General features: G+C 71.6%; 23 protein-coding genes. 6 read left to right on the top strand and 17 right to left on the bottom strand.

Annotation, left to right across the window (positions count from 1 at the left end; genetic code table 11):
- The first annotated feature begins 39 nt into the window (after positions 1-39).
- A complete protein-coding gene (locus tag GCN81_RS19915; RefSeq protein ID WP_156725965.1) occupies positions 40-597 on the top strand; it encodes a PPA1309 family protein in 558 nt (185 codons plus the stop codon).
- A gap of 159 nt (positions 598-756) precedes the next feature.
- Here the strand turns inward: GCN81_RS19915 and GCN81_RS19910 are convergent, their stop codons facing one another.
- The 4 genes from GCN81_RS19910 to GCN81_RS19900 form a co-directional block, all read right to left on the bottom strand.
- Positions 757-1,845, bottom strand: a complete 1,089-nt coding sequence (locus tag GCN81_RS19910) for a YlbL family protein (RefSeq protein ID WP_156725964.1) — start codon at positions 1,843-1,845, stop codon at positions 757-759.
- Between the two features lie 95 nt (positions 1,846-1,940).
- Positions 1,941-2,111 carry a hypothetical protein gene (locus GCN81_RS31960; RefSeq protein ID WP_197287712.1) on the bottom strand — a complete coding sequence of 57 codons (171 nt, stop codon included), beginning with the start codon at positions 2,109-2,111 and terminating at the stop codon, positions 1,941-1,943.
- A gap of 186 nt (positions 2,112-2,297) precedes the next feature.
- On the bottom strand, positions 2,298-2,759 hold the full coding sequence (locus GCN81_RS19905; RefSeq protein ID WP_156725963.1) for a molybdenum cofactor biosynthesis protein MoaE: 462 nt from the start codon (positions 2,757-2,759) through the stop codon (positions 2,298-2,300).
- 103 nt (positions 2,760-2,862) lie between these two features.
- A complete protein-coding gene (locus GCN81_RS19900; protein WP_156725962.1) occupies positions 2,863-4,029 on the bottom strand; it encodes an SDR family oxidoreductase in 1,167 nt (388 codons plus the stop codon).
- 193 nt (positions 4,030-4,222) lie between these two features.
- Between GCN81_RS19900 and GCN81_RS19895 the strand changes: the two genes are divergently transcribed.
- Positions 4,223-5,713 (top strand): zinc-dependent metalloprotease, encoded by a 1,491-nt coding sequence (locus GCN81_RS19895; protein ID WP_156725961.1) that lies wholly within the window; start codon positions 4,223-4,225, stop codon positions 5,711-5,713.
- Positions 5,710-6,237 (top strand): NUDIX hydrolase, encoded by a 528-nt coding sequence (locus tag GCN81_RS19890; protein ID WP_156725960.1) that lies wholly within the window; start codon positions 5,710-5,712, stop codon positions 6,235-6,237. The genes GCN81_RS19895 and GCN81_RS19890 overlap by 4 nt, the downstream gene beginning before the upstream one ends.
- A gap of 95 nt (positions 6,238-6,332) precedes the next feature.
- Here GCN81_RS19890 and GCN81_RS19885 read toward each other — a convergent pair whose 3' ends face one another.
- The 4 genes from GCN81_RS19885 to GCN81_RS19870 all read right to left on the bottom strand — a co-directional run bounded on the left by GCN81_RS19885 (position 6,333) and on the right by GCN81_RS19870 (position 10,169).
- On the bottom strand, positions 6,333-7,091 hold the full coding sequence (locus tag GCN81_RS19885; protein ID WP_156725959.1) for an AIM24 family protein: 759 nt from the start codon (positions 7,089-7,091) through the stop codon (positions 6,333-6,335).
- A 16-nt stretch (positions 7,092-7,107) separates the two neighbouring features.
- Positions 7,108-7,791 (bottom strand): AIM24 family protein, encoded by a 684-nt coding sequence (locus GCN81_RS19880; RefSeq protein WP_156725958.1) that lies wholly within the window; start codon positions 7,789-7,791, stop codon positions 7,108-7,110.
- Between the two features lie 10 nt (positions 7,792-7,801).
- Positions 7,802-9,448 (bottom strand): TerD family protein, encoded by a 1,647-nt coding sequence (locus GCN81_RS19875; RefSeq protein WP_156725957.1) that lies wholly within the window; start codon positions 9,446-9,448, stop codon positions 7,802-7,804.
- Positions 9,449-9,575: 127 nt separating this feature from the next.
- Complete coding sequence (locus tag GCN81_RS19870; RefSeq protein ID WP_156725956.1) at positions 9,576-10,169, bottom strand: M48 metallopeptidase family protein; 594 nt, start codon at positions 10,167-10,169, stop codon at positions 9,576-9,578.
- A 207-nt stretch (positions 10,170-10,376) separates the two neighbouring features.
- Between GCN81_RS19870 and GCN81_RS19865 the strand changes: the two genes are divergently transcribed.
- Complete coding sequence (locus GCN81_RS19865; RefSeq protein WP_156725955.1) at positions 10,377-11,567, top strand: ThiF family adenylyltransferase; 1,191 nt, start codon at positions 10,377-10,379, stop codon at positions 11,565-11,567.
- A gap of 41 nt (positions 11,568-11,608) precedes the next feature.
- On the top strand, positions 11,609-13,000 hold the full coding sequence (locus GCN81_RS19860) for an ABC1 kinase family protein (protein WP_156725954.1): 1,392 nt from the start codon (positions 11,609-11,611) through the stop codon (positions 12,998-13,000).
- Positions 13,001-13,034: 34 nt separating this feature from the next.
- Here GCN81_RS19860 and GCN81_RS19855 read toward each other — a convergent pair whose 3' ends face one another.
- The 5 genes from GCN81_RS19855 to GCN81_RS19835 all read right to left on the bottom strand — a co-directional run bounded on the left by GCN81_RS19855 (position 13,035) and on the right by GCN81_RS19835 (position 16,983).
- Positions 13,035-13,235, bottom strand: coding sequence for a hypothetical protein (locus tag GCN81_RS19855; protein ID WP_156725953.1), 201 nt, complete (start codon positions 13,233-13,235; stop codon positions 13,035-13,037).
- Between the two features lie 138 nt (positions 13,236-13,373).
- Positions 13,374-13,697, bottom strand: a complete 324-nt coding sequence (locus GCN81_RS19850) for a hypothetical protein (protein ID WP_156725952.1) — start codon at positions 13,695-13,697, stop codon at positions 13,374-13,376.
- Positions 13,694-14,065, bottom strand: coding sequence for a WhiB family transcriptional regulator (locus GCN81_RS19845; protein WP_156725951.1), 372 nt, complete (start codon positions 14,063-14,065; stop codon positions 13,694-13,696). Before GCN81_RS19845 ends, GCN81_RS19850 begins: the two co-directional genes overlap by 4 nt.
- A 171-nt stretch (positions 14,066-14,236) precedes the next feature.
- Positions 14,237-14,569 carry a hypothetical protein gene (locus tag GCN81_RS19840; protein WP_156725950.1) on the bottom strand — a complete coding sequence of 111 codons (333 nt, stop codon included), beginning with the start codon at positions 14,567-14,569 and terminating at the stop codon, positions 14,237-14,239.
- Positions 14,570-14,730: 161 nt separating this feature from the next.
- Complete coding sequence (locus GCN81_RS19835; RefSeq protein ID WP_156725949.1) at positions 14,731-16,983, bottom strand: ATP-dependent DNA helicase UvrD2; 2,253 nt, start codon at positions 16,981-16,983, stop codon at positions 14,731-14,733.
- Positions 16,984-17,096: 113 nt separating this feature from the next.
- Between GCN81_RS19835 and GCN81_RS19830 the strand changes: the two genes are divergently transcribed.
- Positions 17,097-17,339 (top strand): mycoredoxin, encoded by a 243-nt coding sequence (locus GCN81_RS19830; RefSeq protein WP_156725948.1) that lies wholly within the window; start codon positions 17,097-17,099, stop codon positions 17,337-17,339.
- Between the two features lie 83 nt (positions 17,340-17,422).
- On the opposite strand, the gene GCN81_RS19825 is transcribed toward GCN81_RS19830, so the two are convergent.
- The 4 genes from GCN81_RS19825 to GCN81_RS19810 all read right to left on the bottom strand — a co-directional run bounded on the left by GCN81_RS19825 (position 17,423) and on the right by GCN81_RS19810 (position 24,255).
- Complete coding sequence (locus GCN81_RS19825) at positions 17,423-17,884, bottom strand: OsmC family protein (protein WP_156725947.1); 462 nt, start codon at positions 17,882-17,884, stop codon at positions 17,423-17,425.
- 26 nt (positions 17,885-17,910) lie between these two features.
- The gene (gene nudC, locus GCN81_RS19820; protein WP_156726292.1) at positions 17,911-18,828 is read right to left on the bottom strand and encodes an NAD(+) diphosphatase; all 918 of its coding nucleotides are present in this window, start codon (positions 18,826-18,828) and stop codon (positions 17,911-17,913) included.
- Positions 18,829-19,010: 182 nt separating this feature from the next.
- Positions 19,011-20,465, bottom strand: coding sequence for a dipeptidase (locus GCN81_RS19815; RefSeq protein ID WP_156725946.1), 1,455 nt, complete (start codon positions 20,463-20,465; stop codon positions 19,011-19,013).
- A 10-nt stretch (positions 20,466-20,475) separates the two neighbouring features.
- Positions 20,476-24,255, bottom strand: coding sequence for a UvrD-helicase domain-containing protein (locus GCN81_RS19810; RefSeq protein WP_156725945.1), 3,780 nt, complete (start codon positions 24,253-24,255; stop codon positions 20,476-20,478).
- Between the last annotated feature and the right edge of the window lie 70 nt (positions 24,256-24,325).

The raw sequence follows: 24,325 nt of genomic DNA, 5'->3' as shown, positions 1-24,325 counted from the left end.
GTTCCCGTTCCCGGGGCCGAACCAGGCAGGATGTGGGTTATGCCCAACCATTCCCCCTCCGGTCCCCCGATGGCCGCGAGCCCACTCACCCGTGCCGTGCTCGAGATCGACGACTACATCGCCGGACTCGGCTGGGATCAGCCCGCGCGGCTGTTCGCCCTTGTCGACAGTGCGCGGCTGCGTACCCAGGAGCCGGGACTCGCCGAGCGCCTCGGCCTGACCGGCGACGAGTCCGCCGCCAGCCTCACCCCCATCGAGCAGGAGGAGCTCCCGGCCGGGAGCCCTCTGGACGAGTTCCTCGGCACCATCGCCTGGCCCGACGCGGTCGCTGGCTGCGCCCTCACCGTGGAGCGGATGATGCTGCCGCCGTCCGCTGAGGCCTCGGTGCCGGACGGACTGAGCGAGGCGCAGCTCGCCAAATGGGTCGCCAAGCACCCGGACCGCCAGGAGGTCCGGATGACGGTCGCAGTGCTCCGGGACGGCGCGCGCGAGTCGGCGCTGCGGCTGCGCGAGAAGGACTCCCCCACCGAGGTGCTCACCGGGGCGGACCTGGTCCCGGGGCTCGCCGACGCGCTGGCCGCGACGTTCGCCTCATAGGACGTTCGCCTCGTAGCGGGTGGCGGTGTACCCGGCGGGTTCCTCCTGCCGCGTAGACCGCCACTTTCCGGCCTGCCGACTCTCTAGCTCTCCGGCTCTCCGGCTCTCCGGCTCTCCGGCTCTAGCTTTCTGGCTCTCTGGCTGGCCTTCGGGCTCGGGCTAGCCCTTGGTGCACTGGGGCAGCTCGGAGATCTTGCCCTTGGCGATGTCCTCGACGGACTTCCGCGCGTCGTCGATCGTCTTGACCTTGACCAGGGTGAGCCCGTCGGGGACGTTCTTGAGAGCGTTGGTGCAGTTGTCCTCGGGGGTGAGGAAGTACTCGGCGCCGCTGTCGCGCGCGCCCACGGTCTTCATCCCGATCCCGCCGATCGGGCCGACCTTGCCGTCCTCGTCGATGGTGCCGGTCCCGGCGACGAACTTTCCGCCGGTGAGGTCATCGGGCGTCAGCTTGTCGACGATGCCGAGCGCGAACATCAGGCCCGCGCTGGGTCCGCCCACGTCGGGCAGCGTGATGTCGATGGTGAACGGGTACGTGTAGTCCAGGCCCGCCCGGATGCCGACGAGCGCGCGGTCGTCGTCCTCGGCCTTCTGCGTGGTGATGGTGACCTGCTTGGTCTCCGTGGGCTCCCGGTCTTCCTTCTCGGCGGCGGCCGCCTCCTTGGCCGGGACGATGGTGAAGGAGACGTCCTCACCCGGCTGGTGCTTGGTGACCAGCTTCGCCACGTCCGACGGCTCCTGCACCGCCGTACCGTCCACGTTCTTGATCACATCGCCCGCGTGCAGCTTTCCCTGGGAGGGACTGTCCTTGACGACCGTGGCGACGACCACCTGGGACTGCACGGGGATGTCCAGCTCCCGCAGGGCCGCGACCTTGGCGGACTCCTGGGACTGCGTGAACTCCTCGGCATTCTCCTGGGTCGACTCCTCCTCCGTCTTGCCGTCGGGGTAGAGCGTGTCGTGCGGCACCACGAGGTTGTCGTCCGCCAGCCAGCCGTAGAGCGCCTTGAACAGGGTCATCGTGTAGTCGGCGCTGGTGACCCGGACGGTGGTCATGTTGAGATTGCCGGTCGTCTCGTAGGACTCACGTCCGGTGATCTTGATGACCGGCTCGCCGCGCTTCTCACCCAGGGTGTTCTCCGTCGGTCCCGGGCTCATCTCCGAGTACGGCGTCTGGATGAGCAGTCCCGCGATCAACAGGGCGATCAGCATCAAGGTCGAGGCGAGCATCGTCGCGGTGCGGCGTGGCATGGAATGACAGTACGGGACAGGCCTGCGCGCGCACGGTCGGGGCCGGTCCGTCGGTGGTCGGCTGCCGCGCTCCGCGCCGGGCCCCACGGCGCGCCTCAGCCGGCGTCCGAGCCCGATTCCGGCTTCTCCATGGCCGCCCGGAACCGCGCGTATCCGTCGAGCTCCGCGCCATCGCCCGTGCGGCGATGGCTGGCCGCCCAGCTACCCCACATCCCGGCGCCAACCGCAGCGACCAGCGGAATCAGCAACCACGCAAGTACTGCCACGCCGTCCTCCCGACCCCCTGAGCGAACGCAACCGACTGATCAGCAGATAAACCCTCCGCACAGTCAACGCTCACCGTCGTCTTCCGGTTACGCAACCGGAAGCCCGGCCAGAGGTGGGCGGCCATCCGGCGCAGCAGGCGCCCACCCGCCCTCCCGTCGCCCGACCACCACCCCTCAACGACAGCGCTACGCGCCGACCCATTCATCTGTGCCGTCCGAGAACGTCTGGTGCTTCCAGATCGGCACCTCGTGCTTGAGGTCGTCTATCAGCTGACGGCAGGCGGCGAAGGCCTCGGCCCGGTGCGGGCAGGACACGGCGACGACCACGGCGAGGTCGCCGACCACCAGGTCGCCTACCCGGTGCACGGCGGCCAGCGCGCGCACCGGGTGCTCGGCGACGACCTTCTCGGCCACCCGGCGCAGCTCGGCCTCGGCTGAGGGATGGCAGGAGTAGCCGAGCGCGTCGACGTCTGCGCCGCCGTCGTGGTTACGCACCGTGCCCACGAAGAGCGCGGTGCCACCCGCGGCGTCGTCACCGGCGGCCTTGAAGACCTCGTCGAGCGAGAGCGGGGTGTCGCGGATGGCAAGCAGCCGGATCGGGTCCTGTGCTGCCTGCTCGCCGGAGTGGTCATACCGTGCTGCTGCCATGTGGACCATGGTGCCGTACGGGACTGACATCGTGGAATAGCGCTTTCGACCGGCCTGCGGTCCCGGCCTATGGAGCCTCCTACAGAATTCCCCGCGGACGCCGCTACATGCCGCGCCGCTTGCGGACCTTGCGCACCAGCGCGGCGGTGCCCAGCAGCGCGACCGTCGCACCCGCCGCACCCGCGGCCGTCGCGTCCTTGCGGCCCAGCCGCCGACCGGCGACGGTGTGCCGCCCGGCGACCTCTTCGAGCAGCTCCGCGAGGACCTCCTCGTTGGTCCACCGCGGCCGCCAGCCCGCGTCGTGCAGGCCGGTGACGCTGACCACCCAGGGGTGCATCGTGTACGCCAGGTCACCAGCGGGTGACGGAGTGAGGCCGATGCGGTGCAGCCGGGCGGCGGCTCCCAGGGCGACCGCTGAGGGCAGCTCCATACGGCGGATTCCGCTGAGCTCCTCGACCTCCTCCTGCTCCAGCCATCCGTCGCAGCCGACGGCCAGTTCGCCCTCGACCTTCTCGAGCACGGCGTACTCCAGGGCGCTGCACAGGTCCTCGACGTGGCAGAACTGCCACACAGGGCGTGAATCGGCCACGACCAGCAGGCGCGGCGACTCGAAGTAACGGGTCAGCGCCGTGTCGGTGCCGCCCACCAGAACGGTGGGCCGCAGCACGGTGACATTGAGCCCGGGGTGCGCGCGGGGGGCGCGGCGGGCCAGGCGCTCGATCTCCAGGAGATCGGCCACACCGGTGGCCTCCGCGGTCGCGCGCAGCTCGGCGTCCTCGGCGAGCGGCAGCTCGTTCTCCGGGTGGGCCCCGTAGACCATCGCCGATGTGCACAGCACCACCCGGTGCACCCCGGCCGCCGCCGCGGCGGTGAGCACGGTCTGGGTTCCCCGGACGTTGTAGGCCGTACGGGCCGCGGGGTCGGTGTCCAGGTCGAGATCGACGGCGAGGTGCACGACCACGTCCGCGCCGCGCAGCTTCTCGGCAATGGCTGGATCGCGGACGTCGAGGATGTGCCACTGCGCCGCCGCGCACTCCCCTCTCCGTTCGTCGATGGCCATGACCTGCTTGATCTCGTCGGATGCGGCGAGGCGCTCGGTCAGGAGCGCGCCGACCCCGGACGCGGCACCCGTCACGGCCACGACCGGGCCACGCGCGGGCACAGAGCCGCCGGAGCGCGGTGGCTCGGCCGAGGGCTGGTGGCCGGATGTCGCGTGGGTAATAGTTGAGTGGTTTCGCGCTGCGCGAACCTGCGGATCTGGGGAACTCACCGGGCGTCTCCAGCGGTTGTCTTCAGTACGTACGTGAAAGTCACGTACGTACCAGGTGGCGTCCATCCTGCCGCAGCCCGCGAGGCAGCGGAGCACCGAGCCCCGAAGCTGCTCGGGTGTCTACGCTGGGTGGCGAAAGTCGGGCAGCCGCCGTCGGCCAGTCGGTCGACGGCCCTACGAGCCGAGGATTCCCGTGAGTGACACCCCATTCGGATTCGGCCTTCCGCCGGAGGAGCCGGACGACGGCGACGAGGGCAAGAAGAAGGACACCCCCGGTGGGGGGCAGGGCGCCGGTGGCCCGGCGGGGCCGTTCGGCTTCGGTGGTGCGGGTGGCGCCGGTGGCGACAATCCCTTCGCCGCGATGTTCGGCTCCATGAACCCGAACGACCTGGGCGCCGCCTTCCAGCAGCTGGGCCAGATGCTGTCGTACGAGGGCGGCCCGGTGAACTGGGACATGGCCAAGCAGATCGCCCGCCAGACGGTTTCCCAGGGCACCGCTGACGGCACCAAGGACGCGAGCGTCAGCCCGGCCGAGCGCTCCGGTGTCGAGGAGGCCGTACGCCTCGCGGACCTGTGGCTGGACGGCGTGACGTCGCTGCCCTCCGGGGCCGGTACGGCGGTGGCCTGGTCCCGCGCCGAGTGGGTCGAGGCGACGCTGCCGGTGTGGCAGGAGCTGGTCGACCCGGTGGCTGAGCGGGTCGGGGCCGCGATGGGTGACGTACTGCCCGAGGAGATGCAGGCCATGGCGGGCCCGCTGCTCGGGATGATGCGCTCCATGGGCGGCGCGATGTTCGGCCAGCAGATCGGGCAGGCCGTGGGCGTACTCGCGGGCGAGGTGGTCGGTTCGACCGACATCGGGCTCCCGCTGGGCCCGGCGGGCAAGGCCGCGCTGCTTCCGGTCAACATCGCGGCGTTCGGCAAGGACCTGAGTGTGCCGCAGGACGAGGTGCGGCTGTATCTGGCCCTGCGCGAGGCGGCCCACCAGCGGCTCTTCGCCCATGTGCCGTGGCTGCGCTCGCATCTGTTCGGCGCGGTCGAGGGCTACGCGCGCGGCATCAAGGTTGACACCTCCAAGCTGGAGGACGTGGTTGGCCAGTTCGACCCGCAGAACCCCGAGGAGCTGCAGAGCGCGCTGCAGCAGGGCATGTTCCAGCCCGAGGACACCCCGGAGCAGAAGGCCGCCCTGGCCCGTCTGGAGACGGCGCTCGCGCTGGTCGAGGGCTGGGTGGACGCGGTGGTGCACGAGGCCGCCAAGGACCGGCTGACCTCGGCTTCGGCGCTGCGCGAGACGCTGCGCAGGCGCCGTGCCACCGGCGGCCCGGCGGAGCAGACGTTCGCGACGCTGATCGGGCTCGAACTGCGGCCGCGTCGACTGCGGGACGCTTCGCGGCTGTGGGCGTCGCTGACCGACGCGCGCGGGGTGGACGGCCGGGACCACCTGTGGGAGCACCCGGACATGCTGCCGACCGCCCAGGACCTGGACGACCCGGACGGCTTCGTCCACCACGAGCAGCTGGACTTCTCCGAGCTGGACAAGATGCTCGGCGAGGCGGCGGGCGGCGGCCCCAAGGCCAAGCCTGACGCCGAGAAGCCGGACCTCAAGAAGGACGACGACGGCAAGGGCGACGACGGCAAGGGCGACGACGGCAAGGGCGACGACGGCAAGGGCGACGACAGCGAGTGAGCCTGCACGACGACGCCGTCCTCGTACTGAAGGGCTACGAGGACCAGGAAGAGCTGACCCGGATCTATCTCGACCATCTGGCCGCCCACCCGGACGGCATGTGGAAGTCCTGCGAGTCCGGGCATCTGACGGCGAGCGCCCTGGTCATCGACCACGCGCGGGGGCGCGTCCTGCTGACCCTGCACAAGAAGCTGCGGATGTGGCTGCAGATGGGCGGACACTGCGAACCCCAGGACGCCACCCTCGCCGACGCCGCGTTGCGCGAGGCCACCGAGGAGTCGGGAATCTCCGGGCTGACTCTGCTGCCCGGTGGCCCGGTGACGCTGGACCGGCATCCGATCCCGGCGCCCTGTCACTGGCACCTCGATGTGCAGTACGCCGCGCTGGCTCCGGCCGGTGCGGTCGCGGAGATCAGCGAGGAGTCGTTGGATCTGCGCTGGTTCGCCCACGACGAGGTGGCCGATGTGAGCGACGCGTCGGTACTGCGGCTGGTGGCGGCCGCGCGCGCACGCCTTGAGGCGTAGGGGGCATGGGTAAGGGGCGGTCGCCCATGCGACCGCCCCTTACCTCACCTCGTTCGACCTACCTCGTTCGACCTACGTGTTCGCCCCCGGTGGGGTCAGCTCCAGGCGTTGCCCTGGTTCTGGCCGTGTACGCCCTGCTGGCCCATGCCGAACTGCGCGGCCAGGCCCTGCCCCTGAACCATCGCGTTCTGCGGCGGCAGCATCTCGCTGGGCTGGACGAGGGCGAAGCCCTGCCCCATAAAGCTGAGCTCCCAGCCCTCCCCCGTGTTGCCACGGCGGCGCCAGACGCCGGACGAGCTCGTCTGGGACTGCATCTGCACCCGCAGCGACGTGGACCAGGCAACCACCGCGTCAGCGTCGGCGTTGACGTACTTCTCGGGTGTCACCTGCATCATCAGGGGCTGCCCCGAGGTCATCAGGGCCACCTTGCCCTGTCCGCTGATGGCCAGGTTGTACTTGCCGGAGCCGGAGATCCCGTACTGGCTGTCGACGTTGATGACGTCCCAGTGCAGATGCGAGTCCAGGGCCAGGACGTAGGCGCCGTCGACGGTCAGACCATCGTGATCCACATCGACGATGTGGATGCTCTGGGCGAGATTGGCGAGGTAGACGGTGCCCTGCCCTGAGCAGCGCATCAGGCTCAGGCCCTCGCCCGTCATGGCGCGGGCCCGCTGCTGGCCGCCGGTCTGGTACTCGCCGTCGAACTCGAGCATCCCCTGATAGGCGACCATGCTGCCCTGGCGGGCCAGGATGTCCTCGTGGCCGTTCAGGGAGACGCGCAGCAGTTTGTCGTTCTGGAGCGCGTAGCGGTCCTGGCTCTGGACCTCTGTGTGTGCGAAAAGCGGGCTCTGCATGGTGTGTTCGCTCCCCTCAGCCGCGTGCCCGGAGGCGGTCGGCGCTGTCCTCGCTGGGCTGTACGACGACGAACCCCTGGCCCGAGAAGCCCAGCTGGTAGGCCTCGCCGCTGCCGCGGCCGATGATCGATGAGGCCTTGAAGCTGCGCTTGCCCTTGACCTTGAGGTTCGTGGACCAGGCGACGAGGGCGTCCGGGTCGACATAGGTCTCGTCCTCGCCGCGGCCGCAGTCGACCACGATCGGGATGCCGCGGGAGGTCAGAGCGACCCAGCCGGTGCCCGAGATCGAGACGTTGAACAGCCCCTGTCCGGCGAACTTGGCCATGCCCTTGACCCGCTCGACCTGCCACTGGAGCTGGGCGTCGAAGGCCAGCACGTTGGTGCCATTGACGGAGAGGCTGTCGCCCGCCAGGTTGAGGACGACGACATCGGCTCCGTAGTCCGCGAGGTAGAGCAGTCCGTCACCGTGGCAGCGCATCAGCGGGGCGCCTTCTCCGGTGAGCCACTGGGAGGCCATCTGACGGACGGCGGGCGGATTGGGCTCGTACTGCACAAAGCCCTCGTACGCGACCATCGAGCCGGTGCGGGCGAAGAGGTCGTGGCCGCTCTGCATGGCGACCTTGAGCATGTTGCTGCCGTGGTTCTCCATGCGCTGGGCAGGTGGGGTCGGGGCGAAGCCCGCGATCGGCTGCTGAGTCATGACGGGCTCCTCAGACCTCGTAGGGCTGGACGACGATGAAGTTGCCGGGCGCGCCGCGGAACTGAAGGTTCACGCTCTCGCCGCTGTGTCCGGGGTAGGCCTGTCGGCGCAGCCGCACCTGGCTGGAGACGATCACCTGTGAGGCGGCCGACCAGGCGACCACGGCGTCGGCGTCCGCGAAGGTCGTCGGGGTGACCGGGAGGACGACCGGGGTGCCCTTGGTCTTCACGACGACGGTGCCGGTGCCCTGGAACTGCATGGTGTAGAGCGCGCCACCGGGGATGCCGTGGCCCTCGATGCGGCGCACCTCGTGCTGCAGCGCCTCGTCGAAGGCGAGGACGTTCTCCGCGGAGACGCAGATCGCGTCGCCCTGGAGCTCGATGGGGTGCAGATACGCGGCGTCCTCGGCGAAGAACACCTGACCGCCGCCGGTGCAGCGCATGAGCTGCATTTCCTGGCCGGTGGCGTTGCCGGTGATACGGCCGCTGAATCCGGCGCCCTTGTAACTGAAGTCGACCTTGCCCTGGTAGAGGACCATGCTGCCCTGCCGGGCGAGGACGGGTTGCGGGTCGACGCCGAGGTCGGCGCGGGCGAGTTGGCCGTTCTGCAGGGCCCAGCGCTGGCCGGTGGGCGCCTCGCGGTACTTCTCCAACGTGACGCCGAGTCCGGCGCCAGGGCCCTGGGGCATTCCCTGGGGCATCCCGTGAGGCGCACCCTGCGGCATCTGCTGCGGCATCTGCTGCGGTGGCATCCCCTGGGGCTGTCCGTACGGGGCCGGGGCTGGGGTGGGGGCCGGGGGCTGGCCCGGGGCCTGGCCGAACTGCGGCTGCTGGGGCGGCTGGCCGTACGGGGCGGGAGGTGGCGGCGAGGGCGGCGGCGTGGCGCCGCCCTGGGGGGCCAGCGGCACAGCCATCATCGTCGGCGCGCCGTGCATGTCCGGTGCGGCGGGAGCGGGCGCGGGCGCCGGGGGGGCCTGTGCCGGAGGCGGTGCGGCGGGCTGTCCGGGTACGGGCGCCGCTGGGGCGGGCTGGGCGGGCGCGCCGAAGGACGGGGCGGGAGCAGCGGCCTGTGCTGGCGGGGCGAAGCCGGGGGCGGCGCCCTGCGGCTGCTGGGGAGCGGCCGGTTCCTCCTCGGCGACCTCGCCGCCGAAGTTCTTCAGCAGCGCCTCGAGCCCGCCGTCGAAGCCCTGACCGATCGCGGCGAACCGCCAGACGTCCTTCATATAGAAGTCGCCCAGCATCACGGCGCGTTCGGTGGAGAACTCCGAGCCGTCGAAGGAGTACCGGACCACCTCCTCGCCACCCGCGACGATCCGGATGTACCCGGGACCGATCTGGGACATCTGGCCCGCGCCGTCGAGCGTCGCGGTGAACGACAGCCGCTGGATCTGCGGCGGAACGCGGTCGAGCGTCACTCGGAACGACTCGGTGTCACCCGCCTGGGCTCCCAGCAACTGCAGGGACTCCTCGGGGGACTTCGGCTGGTTGAAGAAGATGAAGTAGCGGTCGTCCGAGAGCTGCTCGGAGGCGTCCAGACCAAAGCAACTGATGTCGAAGGTCAGCCCCGGACCGGAGATCTGCACACCGACGTACAGATCCGTACCTGCGGTGAGGTCGCTCACTTTGGCCTTGTGGCCTCGTTGGAATTGCCTGCTCATGCGTACCTACCGTTCCCCACTCCTGACTGTGAACCCGGCACGCCAGGCTAACGGCAAGCAGCGACAACGAGCCAAGCCGGGACATGCTCGGTACAGAACCGTCGCTCAGACCGCCGCTCAGACTGTCTCACTCGTCGCGTGCGGCGGGCAGATGCGGCAGCCGGTCGGCCGCGACCACACCTTCGAGGAATCCGCGGGCCCGCTCGGTCCGTGGGTACGCCTCAAGGAGCTGCCAGAACCCGGCGCCGTGCCCGGGCACCAGCAGGTGCGCCAGCTCGTGCAGGAGGACGTAGTCGACGACGTACTCGGGCATGCCCTGCAGCCGGTGGGAGAGCCGGATGCTGCCTTCGGCAGGAGTGCACGAGCCCCAGCGGGTGTTCTGGTTGGTGACCCAGCGGACCGAGGTGGGCCGGGCCCGGCTGTCGAAGTACTGCTCGGACAGTTGCTCCGCGCGCTCGGCCAGTTCGGCGTCACCGAGCAGCCGCTTGCTCTCTTGCGCGGCCAGCTTGTCCAGCATGACGCCCACCCAGCGTTGTTCCTCCGCCTCGGACATCCGGGCGGGGATGAGCACGATGGTGCGGTCACCCTCGCGGTACGCGGAGACCGTTCTCCGTCGCCGTGCGCTTCTGCGCACCTCGACCGCGCTCACCGCTGAGCCGCGTGGCGGCGGGCTTGTCGCGCTGCGCTGCGGGCTTCCGGCATGCAGTGGATCGGCGGGCACGCCCTGACGTTACCCGCTGGCAGCCGGGGAAGTCCTCACTCCGCGGGGGTTCGCGACCGATCGACCGGCCACACGCATGGCTTGTATGACCATCACCCACCGCCTGTGGATAACTTCGCGCGGACTCTCGGCCGGACGGGCAAGCTGAAGGCGGATCGCAGGTAAGGCGCGAGCACGCACATCCGCACCATGCACGGGGGAGCGACCATGCACAACACCATCAGGCATCCCATGCTGAAGCCCGCTCTGCGGCGCGGCTGGCGGGATCTGCGGACCGCCCAGTTCGGGGTCACGCCCGCACACGCGATAGTGCTGGGACCGCTGGACACCGCCACGGCGAGGCTGCTGCACCTGCTCGACGGCACCCGCGGGCTGCCGTTGCTGCGCGAGGAGGCCAGCAGGATGGGTCTGGCCGACGGGCAGGTGGACCAGTTGCTGGCACGGCTGGTCGCGGCGGGTCTGCTGGACGACGCGACCGGCGGGGGCGAGGCGGCGCAGGCGTTGCGGGAGCGGGGTGGTCCCGCGCTGGACCGGCTGCGTCCGGACCTGGCGGCGCTGTCGATGGTCAGCCGTGAACCGGGCGGTGCGCTAGGGCGGCTGGCGGCCAGGCGCACCACGCGGGTGCAGGTCCGGGGGCTTGGGCGGGTCGGCGCGGCGGTGGCGGCGATGCTCGCCGGGGCGGGCGTGGGCGGAGTCGATGTGCGGGACGGCGGCTGTGTCGAGCCGTGGGATGTGGCGCCCGGCGGACTGCCGCCGGAATCCGTCGGGGGGCGCAGGGAGGAGGCCGCACGACGGCTGGTGCGTCGATGCGCACCCGGCCGGCTCCCCCGGCTGATACGGCCAGGGCGCTCGGCGTCCGCGCCAGGGCCAGGGCCGGGCAGACAGCCACGTACGGAGCCCGGGTTCTCGCTGGTCGTACTGGCGCCGCGGGAGGGACTGGACGGATACGCACCCGATCCGGCCGCCGCCGAGCACCTCATGGCGGCCGGGACACCTCACCTGTACGCGGGGGTGATCGAGGGCACGGGCGTGGTGGGGCCGCTCGTCCTGCCGGGCGCGTCGGCCTGCGCGAACTGCCTCGAACTGGGCCGTGCGGAGCGTGATCCCGACTGGCCGCGGCTGGTGGCGCAGTGGCGCTCGGGCCCGTCGCGGCCCGTGCCCTCTGGTGAGCTCGCGCTGTCGACGGCGGTGGCGGGGCTGGTCGCGGGCCACGCCCTGGCCTTTCTGGACGGGGAGTCACCGGCGAGCACGGGGGCGCGTTGGGAAGCGTCCCTGCCCGATCTGGCCTGGTCGGTGCGGCGAGTGGAGGCGCATCCGGACTGTCGATGCGGAGCGTCTGGGGGTGGTGAGGGGGGCAGCCATGACGTTCGGGAGCAGCACGAGACAATGGCCGGGTAACCGCCCGACAGGGCGCGGCTGTCTGGGTTTTGGAGGGGCGTATGTCTGATCTACCCCGGAAAGCGGTCACCCGTACCGCCAAGCTGGCCGCGCTGCCGCTCGGCATCGCAGGCCGGGCGACATGGGGTCTGGGCAAGCGGATCGGCGGCATGTCGGCCGAGATCGTGGGGCGTGAGCTGCAACAGCGCACGGCGGACCAGCTGTTCAAGGTGCTCGGTGAGCTCAAGGGCGGCGCCATGAAATTGGGGCAGGCGCTGTCCGTTTTCGAGTCCGCGCTTCCCGAGGAGGTCGCCGGGCCCTACCGGGCCGCGCTGACCAAGCTGCAGGAAGCGGCGCCGCCGATGCCCACCAGCACGGTCCACTCGGTGCTGACGGAGCAGCTCGGTACCGACTGGCGGGAGCGGTTCCTGGAGTTCGAGGACAAGCCGTCGGCCGCGGCGTCCATCGGCCAGGTGCACCGGGCCGTCTGGCACGACGGGCGGGAGGTCGCGGTCAAGGTCCAGTACCCGGGTGCTGGGGAGGCGCTGATCTCGGACCTCAACCAGCTCGCCCGGTTCTCCCGGGTGCTGGCGCCGCTCGTTCCGGGGATGGACATCAAGCCGCTCATCGCCGAGCTGCGTGACCGGGTGTCGGAAGAACTCGACTACGGCCTGGAGGCCCAGGCTCAGCGGGCGCACGCCGAGGAGTTCGCCGCCGACCCGGATGTGCGGGTGCCCGATGTGGTGCACCAGGCGGAGCAGGTGCTGGTGACGGAGTGGATCGACGGGATACCACTCGCCGAGGTGATCACTGACGGCACGGACGAGCAGCGCGACCGTGCGGGGCAGTTGCTGGCCCGGTTCCTGTTCTCGGGGCCCGCGCGTACCGGGCTGCTGCACGCCGATCCTCACCCGGGGAACTTCCGGCTGCTGCCGATAGGCGCGGAAGGCGAGGACGGGTGGCAGCTGGGGGTGATGGACTTCGGCACCGTGGACCGGCTCCCCGGCGGGCTGCCGCAGCCGATAGGTGAATCGCTGCGCATGGCGATCGACGGTGAGGCCGACGCGGTGTACAGCAAGCTGCGCCAGGAGGGGTTCATCAAGGAGTCCATCGAGCTCGACCCGAACGAGGTCCTGGACTGCCTGCTGCCGATGATCGAGCCGGTGTACGCCGAGGAGTTCGACTTCAGCCGGGAATGGCTGCGCGCGCAGGCGACGCGGATCGGTGACCCCCGCAACCCCGCCTACCAGATGGGCAAGCAGCTGAATCTGCCGCCGGCGTATCTGCTGATACACCGTGTGACGCTCAGCACGATCGGGGTGCTCTGCCAACTCGGCGCGCGGGTGCGGCTGCGGGACGAGCTGGAGGCGTGGGTGCCCGGGTTCCTGGCTGAGGCGCCGGGAGTGGCGGACAAGGCCGGACCGGAGGCGGAAGCCACCGCCGCCGGGGCCTGAGCGCGTCGCGCGGTGTGGGCCGGAGGCGGGTGGCTCACCACCAGGGGGAGTCGAGTCTGCCTTCGATCGCTCTGAGGTTGGCGCGGGCGCAGTCGTCGCAGAAGTAGCGACGGATGCCGTTCTCGACGGAGCAGGTCCAGGTCAGCTGGGGGCCTTCGGCCACGGCGCCGCAGCGGGAACACACGATGCTCTCGGCACCCGGCTGCCGCGCAGGGTGATGAGTGGGCTGGTTCACTGGGCGACGATATCGCCGCGACGGCGGATCTGGGAGCGCAACGCACCGCGGGGGCCGCTCCGTTCGGTAGCGGCCCCCGCGGGGTGGTGTGGCAGGTGCTCAGCGGCCCCCGTGCCGGGGGCCGTCAGGGCGTGCTGGTCAGTTCATGACCGCCATGGCCAGGGCACGGCGAGCCCGCAGCGACGCGCGCTCGGCGCGGCGCTGCATCCGCCGGGCGGTCACCAGGCTCAACGCCCGGCGCTCGGTCTCGGCCGCGCGCAGTTGGTCGTGCATATGCGCACGGGCCAGGGCTTCTGGTTGGAGTTGCATTTCTCGGGTCCTGTTCTGGCGCGAGGCGTTCGCACCGGTGTGGCTGGTATCGGGGGTCGCGGAGCCGACGGGCTCACAGCTGACGGGCTTCATCGGGGCCTGCTTCATGGGGTCGTGCGTGTGGGGGCGGTCGATGGTTCCGGCGGCGTTCATGCGGCGACCGGGTTCTTGCGCGGGCGACCACGCGGCCGCTTGCGGGCGACGACCACGCCCTGGACGAAGAGCTCGCCGCCCCAGACGCCCCAGGGCTCACGCCGCTCCTTGGCGCCGGAGAGGCAGGCCTCCATCAGCGGGCAGGTGCGGCAGAGGGACTTGGCGTACTCGACGTCGGCCGGGGACTCGGCGAAGAAGACCTCCGGGTCGTAGCTACGGCACGGGACGGGCTCGCCAAGGTTCTCGATGGCGTCGTCGAGGGCGGTGAGCGGAGTGAGCGGGCTGAGCGAAGTCAAGGGGTTCTCCAGGCCAGGGGGCGGGTTCGTCTCTGAAGGCGGTACGGACGGGGCGTGCGTTTCGGTCTGCACGGTGGCGTCTTCCTCGTCTGGTCGTTCCGGCCGGTTGGCCGGGTGGCGGCTGGTACCAGGTACTGCTTGTCCGATGGCCCCTTCGCTCCGTCCTCCCCGTTCGGGCAAAACAGAAGGGCCGCGGATCCCGGGTGGGGTTCCGCGGCCCTGAAGGCGCCGGCCTGATCTGGATCAGGCTGGATCACTCCAGGGTTCGAGCCCGCGGTAGGCCCACATGTACTGCTGCGTCGTCTGCTTCCGGAATCCGGCACCGGCTGCCGCAAAGGCGTAGGCATGTGCCTGTGCCGTTGCTACTGCTGCCGCCGATGCCTTGGTCGGTCGCTCATTGCCCTCGCTGACCGGCAGGACCGGGAGAAGGGAGAGAAGCTCCGGGCGCGGTTCCGGACGCACGGCGCTGACGCCGGACAGACCGGTGGCCTGGATCGAGATACCGAGCGGGCAGGTGGCGACGACCGAGCGATCGACGTCGGTCATTTTGATGGTGCTGGCGTTGATGTTGATCACTGGGCTCGCCTCCTCTCGGCGTCTCGGGGACCGCTGTGAGCGGTCCGAAGGTCTTCAAGTACAGCACGGAGCCAGGGCTTCAGAGAAGTCGCTGTTCCCGTGGTTAAGAACCTATGGGGATTGTCGGGGCGGGCGCAAACTATTTTTTCGACGAGTTTGTATCAGTCGTCGTCTACGGCATCCGTGGACTCCCCAGCCAGCTCCTGACCTGCGCAGATAGCCAGCACATCGGCTCCGAAACGATCGAGCTTGCGCACCCCGACTCCCGGGATGCGGGCAAGCTCGGCGTCGGCCTCCGGCGCGGACTCGGCGATCGCCATCAGCGTCTTGTCGGTGAAGACGCAGAACGCGGGCTGCCCGAGCTGCCGCGCCCGGTCCGCGCGCCAGTCGCGCAGCCGCTCGTAGATCCCTTCGTCCATGTCGGACGGGCAGCCCTCGCAGCGCATCAGCTTCATCTCGCCCGCGTCGGTCAGGGTCCGCCCGCACACCCGGCAGGACACCGGGCCACGCGCCCCGCGCCTGGCCCGCCTCGCGCCGCCCCGTTCAACCGAGCCGGAGCCGCCGACGGAGCCGGGGGCGGTGGCAGCCGAGCCGGGCCGCAGGCCGTTCAGGAAGCGGCTGGGGCGACGCGAGGCACGGCCACCGGGCGAGCGGGACAGCGACCAGGAGAGCGACAGGTGCAGCCTGGCCCGGGTCACCCCGACATAGAGGAGCCGGCGCTCCTCCTCGACCTGTTCGTCGGTCTTGGCGTAGGTGATCGGCATCATGCCTTCGGTCAGGCCGACGACATAGACGGCGTCCCACTCCAGGCCCTTGGCCGCGTGCAGCGAGGCCAGGGTGACCCCCTGGACGGTGGGGGCGTGCTGGGCGGCGGCGCGCTCGTCCAGCTCCGCCACCAGGTCCGGCAGGGTCGCGTCGGGCTTGGCCCGGGTGAAGTCCTCAGCCAGCCGCACCAACGCCGCAAGCGACTCCCAGCGGTCCCGGACCGCCCCAGAACCGGCTGGCGGCTTGGTCGTCCAGCCCTTGGTGGAGAGCACCGCGCGGACCTGGGACGGCACGTCCACCGTGTCGTCCAGGAGGGCGTCATTGGCTCCGAAACGGGCCGCGCCCCGCAGCGCGGCGCCCGCCTCCCGCACCTCGGTGCGCTCGAAGAACCGCTCGGCGCCGCGCAGCTGGTAGGCGATACCGGCGTCGGCGAGCGCCTGCTCGTAGAGCTCGGACTGGCCGTTCGTACGGAAGAGCACGGCGATCTCGCCCGCCGGGACGCCGGAGGCGATCAGGTCCCGGATGCGGCGGGCGGTGCCTTCGGCCTCGGCGGGCTCGTCGGCGTACTCCGTATAGCGCGGGTCGGGGCCCGGCTCGCGCTGGGAGCGCAGCTCCAGGCGGTGCTCGGCGGCGCGGCCGCGCGCCTGGGCGAGCAGGCCGTTGGCGAGCTGGACGACCTGCGGGGTGGAGCGGTAGTCGCGGACCAGCTTCACCACCGTCGCCTGGGGATAGCGGCTACGGAAGTTCAGCAGGTGGTCGGGGGTCGCGCCGGTGAAGGAGTAGATCGTCTGGCTGGCGTCGCCGACCACGCAGAGGCTGTCCCGCTCACCGAGCCACAGGTCGAGCAGCCGCTGCTGGAGCGGGCTGACGTCCTGGTACTCGTCCACCACGAAGTGCTGGTACTGGGAGCGGACCTGCTCGGCGATGTCGTACCGGTCCTGTAGGACACCGACGGTGAGCAGCAGCACGTCCTCGAAGTCGATGACCGAGCGGTCCTGCTTGAGCTGCTCGTACATCGCGTAGATCTGTGAGATCTCGGCCGCGTCGCGGGGCAGGTCGCGGCCCGCCTTGGCGGCCGCGGCCGGGTAGTCGGCGGGCACGGTCTGGGTGACCTTGGACCACTCGATCTCGCCCGTCACATCACGCAGCTCGTTGCGGTCCAGGCGGATGCGGCAACGGGCCGCGGCCTCGGCGACCAGCTGGACCTTCCGTTCGACCAGCCGCGGCAGCTGCCCGCCGACCGCCTTGGGCCAGAAGTACTGGAGCTGGCGGAGCGCGGCGGAGTGGAACGTACGCGCCTGGACGCCGTGCGCGCCGAGCTGGCGCAGTCGGCCGCGCATCTCGCCCGCGGCGCGGTTGGTGAACGTGACGGCCAGCACGCTCGCGGGCTGAAGGATGCCCGCACGCACGCCGTACGCGATCCGGTGGGTGATCGCGCGGGTCTTGCCCGTGCCCGCCCCCGCGAGGACGCACACCGGCCCGTGCAGGGCGGTGGCGACCTCGCGCTGCTCCGGGTCGAGCCCGGCCAGCACGGCGTCGGGGGAATCCGGCACCTGCGGGAAGAGAGTGGAGTGCGTTGCTGCTGTCACCCTGCCATGCTGCCAGGTCGCCCGGGACCCCTGAGCCGGTTGTCCACAGGGGAGCGGCATTGTTCGTACTAATGCGGGAATGGTGGCCGGGTCCCGTACGTTCCAGTCAGGTGCGCGCCGGTATCCGCCAGCGCACCCCCTGTCCGCCAGCGCACCCAAGGAGCACCCACGACATGCAGGGCACTGTGACGATGTACAGCACCACCTGGTGCGGCTACTGCCGTCGGCTGAAGAGCCAGATGGACCGCGAGGGCATCGCGTACACGGAGATCAACATCGAGCAGGACCCTGCTTCCGCGGCCTTCGTCGAGAAGGCGAACGGCGGCAACCAGACGGTACCGACCGTGCTCTTCCCGGACGGTTCCACGCTGACGAACCCGTCGTTGGCCCAGGTCAAGCAGAAGGTCGGCGTCTGAGGCCGCGCGCCTGCGTACCTACGGAGCGCTGAACCCGCGCGCCCCGCGAGAGCCCCCGCCCTGGTGCGGGGGCTTTCGTGTGCTCAGCCGCCGGTGAAGCCGGTGGTGCCGTCCGGGAGGATCGCCTCGACCTGGGCGCCGTGCTCCACCGTGCGGCTGACCGTGCAGTGCTTTTCGTGGGTCAGGCGGACTCCGCGGGCGAAGACCTCGGCGGCGCGGCCGCCGTTCGCGTCCTCGGGGATGTCGAGCTCGTAGGTGATACGGACCTTGCCGACGCGGCCGTCGTCACCGTCGTCGCCGTCGGCGGCGGCCGGGACGGTCTCGACGACGATGCGCAGGTCGTCGTGGTCGACGGCGCGGGCGGTGCGGTCGAGCACCAGGCCGCCGCAGCCGCCCAGTGCCGCGAGCAGCAGCTCGACGGGCGTGAAGGACGGCTGGGCGCCCGCGTCGTCGGCGGCTGCCATCCGGACCTCGGCGCCACGGTCGTTACGGGCCGTCCAGTTCCGGTAGCCGGTGCGGACGGTCTCGATGCGGTAGTCGGCCATTTGGTGCCTCTCGTCCGTTTCCCGGGTCAGGGTACGGGCCGGGGCAGTGGCCTGCCGTACCAGAGCTCGATCAGCCGGGCCGCGATGGAGATGCCGTACGGCGGCAGGACCTCGCCGGACTCGAAGGCAGCGGCGAGTTCGTCACGGGAGAACCAGCGGGCCTCCTCGATCTCCTCGCCGTCGACCGTGATCTCCGACGAGGTCGCCCGTGCCATGAAGCCCAGCATCAAGCTGGACGGAAACGGCCAGGGCTGGCTGGCCACGTACTCGACCTCGCCGACCTTCACGCCCGCCTCCTCCCAGACCTCGCGGCGGACCGAGTGCTCGATCGACTCGCCGGGCTCGACGAAGCCCGCCAGGGTCGAGAAGCGGCCCTCCGGCCAGTGCACCTGGCGGCCGAGCAGCGCGCGGTCGTGCTCGTCCGTGACCAGCATGATCACGGCCGGGTCGGTACGCGGGTAGTGCTCGGCACCGCACGCGGGGCAGCGGCGGATGTGGCCGGCGGCCGCGATGGCCGTGCGCTCGCCGCAGCGCGAGCAGAAGCGGTGCAGGCGCTGCCAGTTCTCCAGCGCCACCGCGTGCACCATCAGACCCGCGTCCTTGGGCGAGAGCAGCAGTCCCGCCTCGCGCAGGCCCGCGGGGCGCGCGGACTGGTCCATGCGGCCGGGCAGCACGTCCTTCTGGAGCGCGAAGTAGCTGATGCCGTCCTCGTCCGTACCGAGGAAGTAGCGGTGGGTCTCGGTGACCGGGGCCTCGAAGGCCGGGGTGGTCACCAGTTCCGTACGCCCGTCGGGGGTGTCGTCGATCAGCACCTGTCCACCGGAGACCACGAAGACGCGGGTCGTGGGGTGGCTCCAGGCCGCGGCGAGCCACGCCTCGTCGAGGCGGTGGTGGGCCGCGCGGTCGATGCCGCTTGGTGCGGTCAGCGAGAGGGGCCGGTCCAGCGCCCCGTCGGCGGTGGGGGTGGTGTCGGAGGTGGTGGCGTCGACGGTGGGATCGGTGGTGGTGGAGTCCGTGGTGGTGCGGTCGGTCCAGGTGGTCACTGGTGCTTGCAACTCCCCCGATGGGATGGGTTCTCGGCAGGTGGTGCGGGTGCGGGGTGGCGCTCCATGAGCCTTACGCGGGTTCAGGGGGCCGCGGGCGCGGGCCAGTGCTCGGCGAGGTCGCCCCAGAGGTAGGCGGTGGCTTCGACGCCCTTGAGGAGCAGATCGAGCTCGACCTTCTCGTTCGGGGCGTGCCAGCCGTCGGACGGTACGGAGATCCCCAGGAACAGCACGGGGGCGGCGAGGACGTCCTGAAGGTCGGCGGCCGGGCCCGAGCCGCCCTCGCGGGTGAAGCGGACGGGCTGTTCGAAGGCGCGGCCCATGGCCCGGGCGACGGACCGCAGGGCGGGGTGTTCCAGCGGTGTCAGACAGGGGCGCGTGGCGCCGGTGAAGGTCAGCGTGTGACGGATGCCTGGCGGGATCTGCCCGGCCACCCAGTCGCGTACGGCCGCTTCGATGTGCTGCGGGTCCTGGCCCGCGACCAGCCGGAAGGAGAGCTTCAGCAGCGCCGACGACGGGATGATCGTCTTGCCGCCCGCGCCCTGGTAGCCGCCGCCGATGCCGTTGACCTCGGCGGTCGGGCGGGCCCAGACGCGCTCCAGGGTCGTGTAGCCGTCCTCGCCGTGAGCCGCGTGCGACCTGGCCGTGCGCAGCCACGCGTCCTCGTCGAAGGGGAGCTCGGCGAACAGCTCGCGCTCGCGGTCCGTGAGCGGGGTGATGCCCTCGTAGAAGCCGGGGATCGCCACGCGCGCGTGGTCGTCGTGCAGGGCCGCCACCAGGCGGGCGGCGGCGGTCGCCGGGTTCGGGACGGCACCGCCGAAGGAGCCTGAGTGGACGTCCTGGTCCGGGCCGCGCAGCTCGATCTCGCACTCGACCAGGCCGCGCATGCCGGTGCAGACGGTGGGGGTGGTCTCGGACCACATACCGGTGTCCGAGACGATCGCGACGTCCGCCGCGAGGCGGGCCCGCTGCTCTTCGACCAGGGCGCGGAAGTGTGGGGAGCCGGACTCCTCCTCGCCTTCGATCAGCAGCTTGAGGTGGACGGCGGGGGTGGTGCGGCCGGTGGCGGCGAGGTGGGCGCGTACGCCGAGGGTGTGGAAGAAGACCTGACCCTTGTCATCGGCCGCGCCGCGCGCGTAGAGGCGGTTGCCGCGGATCACCGGCTCGAAGGGGTCGGTCTCCCAGCCGTCCTCGCGGGCCGCGGGCTGTACGTCGTGGTGGCCGTAGACCAGGACGGTGGGCGCGTCCGCGTCGTCCGACGGCCACTCGGCGAAGACGGCGGGTGCGCCAGGTGTCTGCCAGACCTCGGAGGTCGGGAAGCCGATGTCCTTGAGCTGGGCGGCGAGCCAGTCGGCGCTGCGCCGCACGTCGGGCGCGTGCTCGGGCTGGGCCGAGACGGACGGGATACGCAGCCAGTCGGCGAGGTCGTCGAGGAAGGCGGTGCGGTGGGTCTCGATGTACGCGCGGACCGCGTGGACTGCGCCGCTGGCACCGCCCGCGCTGCCCGCACTGACCGCGTTGTCACTGGGCTGGCTCATGGCCTTGAGCCTAACCGGAGGCCGGGGGTGGCTCGGCGCCCGGTTCAGCCAGCAAGATGCGTTCGAGTCCCGCGCGATCCGGCAGGTCCGCTGGGCGTACGGTCTCGCCGCTGCGTACGTGGACGAACGCGGCCCGGACCGCCTGCGGGGGCAGGCCGTGCTGTTCGGCCCAGGCCAGCCGGTAGATCGCCAGCTGGAGGGGGTCGGCTGTGTGCGCGGGACCTGTCTTCCAGTCGACGATCTCGTACACGACGCGGCCGGGCTCGTCCCCGTGGTCGGTCGCGTGGTCGGCGGCGTGCTCGGCGGCGGCCTCCTCGCGGTAGACCGCGTCGATACGGCCCCGGATGACGCGGCCCGCGATCGCCAGCTGGAAGGGCGCCTCGACGCGGTGCGGGGTGCGGTGGGCGTACGGGGTGCGCTCGAAGGCCTCCTTGAGGGCTTCGAGGTCGCGCTCGTCGGCGATCTCGGCCGCGTCAGCCGCGTCGGCCGTGCTGCCCGGAAGCTCGTCGGGGTCGAGCATCGGGAGTTCCAGCGCCTCGAAGCGGGACTCCACCCAGGCATGGAACCGGGTGCCCCGGCGAGCCCCGGAGCGCGGTGGCTTGGGCATGGGCCGGGCCAGCTCGCGCGCGAAGTCGTCGGGGTCGGCGGCGAGGTGGAGGACCTGCGACGCGGTGAGGGCTGGTGGCAGGTGCACTTCACGCACCGCCTCACGGGAGCGGTGCAGCTCGGCGGCGAGCGCCTCCAAGTCACGGTCCCAGGAGTCCACGGTACGGAGCTCTTCCGGGTTGAGGCCTTCGCCCATGGGGTCGTCTGCCATGGGGTCGTCTGCCATGGGGTCGTCGCTCGTGGGGTCGTCGGCGGGGGCCTCGGCGAGGCGAGCGCCGGGCACGGGGGCGACGGGGGTGGCCGCGTCACCGGTGGGAGTTGCGGGGGACGGTACGCGGTGGGGGCGGTGTGGGGAGTAGGTGTCCCAGGCGGTGGGGTCGTCGGCCGTGGTGTGTTCGGTTGCGTAGGGGGGCTCCCCGTACGGGTCCTCGTCGTACGGGTCCTCGTCGTCTGGCGGCGGTGGCCAGTCGGGGTCGTACGCGTCGTCGACGGGCGCCGGACCCGCGGCGCCCGAGGGCGCGCGCGTCGGCGACGCCTGCGCGGCGGAGGCGCCGTGCGTCGCGGGGTGCGCCTGGTCGTGGGTGGTCGAACCGGCGGGCTCGGGCTCCGTCCCAGGTGCCACACGGGCGGGCTCGGTTCCGGGGGCCGGGAGGCGGTCCAGGTGGGCCAGTACGGCGGCCCCCGCCGCGCGACGGCGTGCCAGGGACGCGGCGTCCAGCGGGAGCGGCCAGGCGTGGTCCGTGGCGGCCTCGCGCAGGGCGGGGTTCTCCTCGTCGTCGGCGGGCGCGTCGGACCAAGCCTCGATCTCGCCGTGGCCCGCCACGCAGTGGTCGTACAGGGCGAGGAGGAAGTCCGAGGGGCCGCGGGGCTTCTTCTGGGAGGGGCCCCACCAGTGGCCGGAGCCCAGGAGGAGCGAGCGGGGGCGGGTGAAGGTCACATAGCCGAGCCGGAGTTCCTCGGTGCGCTGGTGGTCCTTCATCGCCTCGTGGAAGGCCTTCAGGCCCTTGCTGTCCCAGGCCTCGACATCGGGCAGGGTGGCCGCGTCGCCGCGCAGCGCGTGCGGCAGGACCTTCGCCTGGGCGGTCCACTTCTCGCGGCCCTGGCTGCTGGGGAAGGTCCCGGTGACCAGGCCGGGGACCACCACGACGTCCCACTCCAGGCCCTTGGCCTTGTGGGCGGTGAGCACCTTGACGGTGTTCTCACCGCCGGGCAGGGAGTTGTCCAGGCCCTTCTCGTACTGGGCCGCGGTGCGCAGGAAGGCCAGGAACGCCAGCAGTGAGGCCTGGGCGTCCTGCGCGGCGAAGGACGCGGCGACGTCCAGGAAGTTGCCGAGGGTCTCACGGCGGCGGGCGGCGAGCGCGTGCGGGGACGCGGAGAGCTCGACCTCCAGGCCGGTGACGGACAGCACCCGGTGCAGCACGTCCATCAGCGGATCGGCCAGGGAGCGACGCAGGTCACGCAGCTCGGCGGCGAGGCGCGCGAACCGTACGCGCGCGTCGGGCGAGAACGGCAGATCGTCAGCGCTGCCACCGCCGCTCCCCCCGCCACTCCCGCCGCCGCCCGCACCGTCCAGGAACGTGTCCAGGGCATCGGCGAGCGAGATGATCTCGGACGGGTCGACGCCTTCGACCGCCTCGGCCAGACGGCGGTCCCGCTCGGCCTCGGGGGCGTCATCGGCGTCTACGCGCGCGTGCCGCACGAGCAGCCGGGCGCGCCGCCCCAGCAGCGCGAGGTCACGCGGGCCGATGCGCCAGCGCGGGCCGGTCAGCAGCCGTACCAGCGCGGCGTTCGCCCCGGGGTCCTGGAGCACCTCGCAGACGGCGACGAGGTCGGCGACCTCCGGGAGGTGCAGCAGCCCGGACAGGCCGACCACCTCGACCGGGATGTCGCGGGCGACCAGTGCCCCCTGAATCTGTGCGAAGTCGGTCGCCGTGCGGCACAGGACGGCGATCTCGCCAGGTGCCGTGCCCGTGGCCACCAGGTGGGCGATGGAGTCCGCGAGCCAGTCGAGCTCTTCGGCGTGGGTGCGCAGCAGGGCGCAGCGCACGACGCCCGCCTGCTCCTCGCCGGGTGCCGGGCGCAGCGCCTCGACGCCCTCGTGCAGGGCGCGCAGCGGGGCCGCCATACCGTTGGCCAGGTCGAGCAGACGGCCGCCGCTGCGGCGGTTCTCGCTGAGTGCGTACCGGTCGGCGGGGCGGCCGTCGGCGTGCGCGAAGTGCTCGGGGAAGTCGTCCAGGTTGGCGACGGACGCGCCGCGCCAGCCGTAGATCGCCTGGCAGGGGTCGCCCACGGCGGTCACCGCATGGCCGGTGTCGCCGCCGAACAGGGAGGCGAGCAGGATGCGCTGGGCGACGGAGGTGTCCTGGTACTCGTCCAGGAGGACGACCCGGAACTCGTCCCGCAGAATCCGTCCGACCTCGGGCCGGGTGCGGGCCAGGGTCGCGGAGAGGGCGATCTGGTCGCCGAAGTCGAGCCGGTCGTCGGCGCGCTTCGCCGCGCGGTACCGGCCGGTGAGCTCGGCGAGCTCCAGGCGGGCGGCGGCGGCTTCGGGGACCTTGCGCAGGTCGGCGTTGCCGAGCTTGACGCCGTCCAGGGCGGCGAGGAGCTCGGTGTCGTACGCGCGCAGTCGCTCGGGGCTCGTGAGGTGCTCGGCGAGCTCGCCGTCCAGCGCGAGGAGGTCGCTGACCAGGTCGGCGAAGGAACGGGTCAGCGACGGGTACGGCCCGGGCGCCTCGCGCAGGACGCGCGCGGCGAGCTGGAAGCGGGTGGCGTCGGCGAGCAGCCGGACCGTCGGCTCCAGGCCGATGCGCAGGCCGTGGTCGGTGAGCAGGCGGCCCGCGAAGGAGTGGTACGTGGAGATGACCGGCTCACCCGGGGGGTGGTCGGGGTCGATGGCGTCCGGGTCGGTGACCCCGGCCTTGACCAGCGCGGTCCGTACGCGCTCGGCGAGCTCGCCCGCCGCCTTGTTGGTGAAGGTCAGCCCGAGCACCTGCTCGGGCGCGACCTGTCCCGTGCCGACCAGCCACACCACGCGCGCGGCCATCACCGTGGTCTTGCCGGACCCGGCTCCGGCCACGATGACCTGCGGGGCGGGCGGCGCGGTGATGCAGGCCGTCTGCTCCGGGGTGAACGGGATACCGAGGAGCTCTTTGAGCTGCTCGGGGTCGGTGATACGTACGGACACCCCAGAGAGGCTAGCGGCGGCCACTGACAACCGGGGCTCGCCGGATGCCGGTGACCGCTGTGACGTCCTG

The sequence above is a fragment of the Streptomyces apocyni genome (assembly GCF_009739465.1).
Taxonomy (GTDB): Bacteria; Actinomycetota; Actinomycetes; order Streptomycetales; family Streptomycetaceae; genus Streptomyces; species Streptomyces apocyni.
This window is presented reverse-complemented; position numbering and strand designations above follow the sequence as displayed.

Bases quoted from the DNA above. Each gene is read 5' to 3' on its own strand.
- GCN81_RS19915 (WP_156725965.1), top strand. From the start codon at position 40: ATGCCCAACCATTCCCCCTCCGGTCCCCCGATGGCCGCGAGCCCACTC.
- GCN81_RS19910 (WP_156725964.1), bottom strand. From the start codon at position 1,845: ATGCCACGCCGCACCGCGACGATGCTCGCCTCGACCTTGATGCTGATC.
- GCN81_RS19905 (WP_156725963.1), bottom strand. From the start codon at position 2,759: ATGGCAGCAGCACGGTATGACCACTCCGGCGAGCAGGCAGCACAGGAC.
- GCN81_RS19885 (WP_156725959.1), bottom strand. From the start codon at position 7,091: ATGCAGAGCCCGCTTTTCGCACACACAGAGGTCCAGAGCCAGGACCGC.
- GCN81_RS19880 (WP_156725958.1), bottom strand. From the start codon at position 7,791: ATGACTCAGCAGCCGATCGCGGGCTTCGCCCCGACCCCACCTGCCCAG.
- GCN81_RS19875 (WP_156725957.1), bottom strand. From the start codon at position 9,448: ATGAGCAGGCAATTCCAACGAGGCCACAAGGCCAAAGTGAGCGACCTC.
- GCN81_RS19865 (WP_156725955.1), top strand. From the start codon at position 10,377: ATGCACAACACCATCAGGCATCCCATGCTGAAGCCCGCTCTGCGGCGC.
- GCN81_RS19860 (WP_156725954.1), top strand. From the start codon at position 11,609: ATGTCTGATCTACCCCGGAAAGCGGTCACCCGTACCGCCAAGCTGGCC.
- GCN81_RS19850 (WP_156725952.1), bottom strand. From the start codon at position 13,697: ATGAACGCCGCCGGAACCATCGACCGCCCCCACACGCACGACCCCATG.
- GCN81_RS19835 (WP_156725949.1), bottom strand. From the start codon at position 16,983: ATGCCGCTCCCCTGTGGACAACCGGCTCAGGGGTCCCGGGCGACCTGG.
- GCN81_RS19830 (WP_156725948.1), top strand. From the start codon at position 17,097: ATGCAGGGCACTGTGACGATGTACAGCACCACCTGGTGCGGCTACTGC.
- GCN81_RS19825 (WP_156725947.1), bottom strand. From the start codon at position 17,884: ATGGCCGACTACCGCATCGAGACCGTCCGCACCGGCTACCGGAACTGG.
- GCN81_RS19815 (WP_156725946.1), bottom strand. From the start codon at position 20,465: ATGAGCCAGCCCAGTGACAACGCGGTCAGTGCGGGCAGCGCGGGCGGT.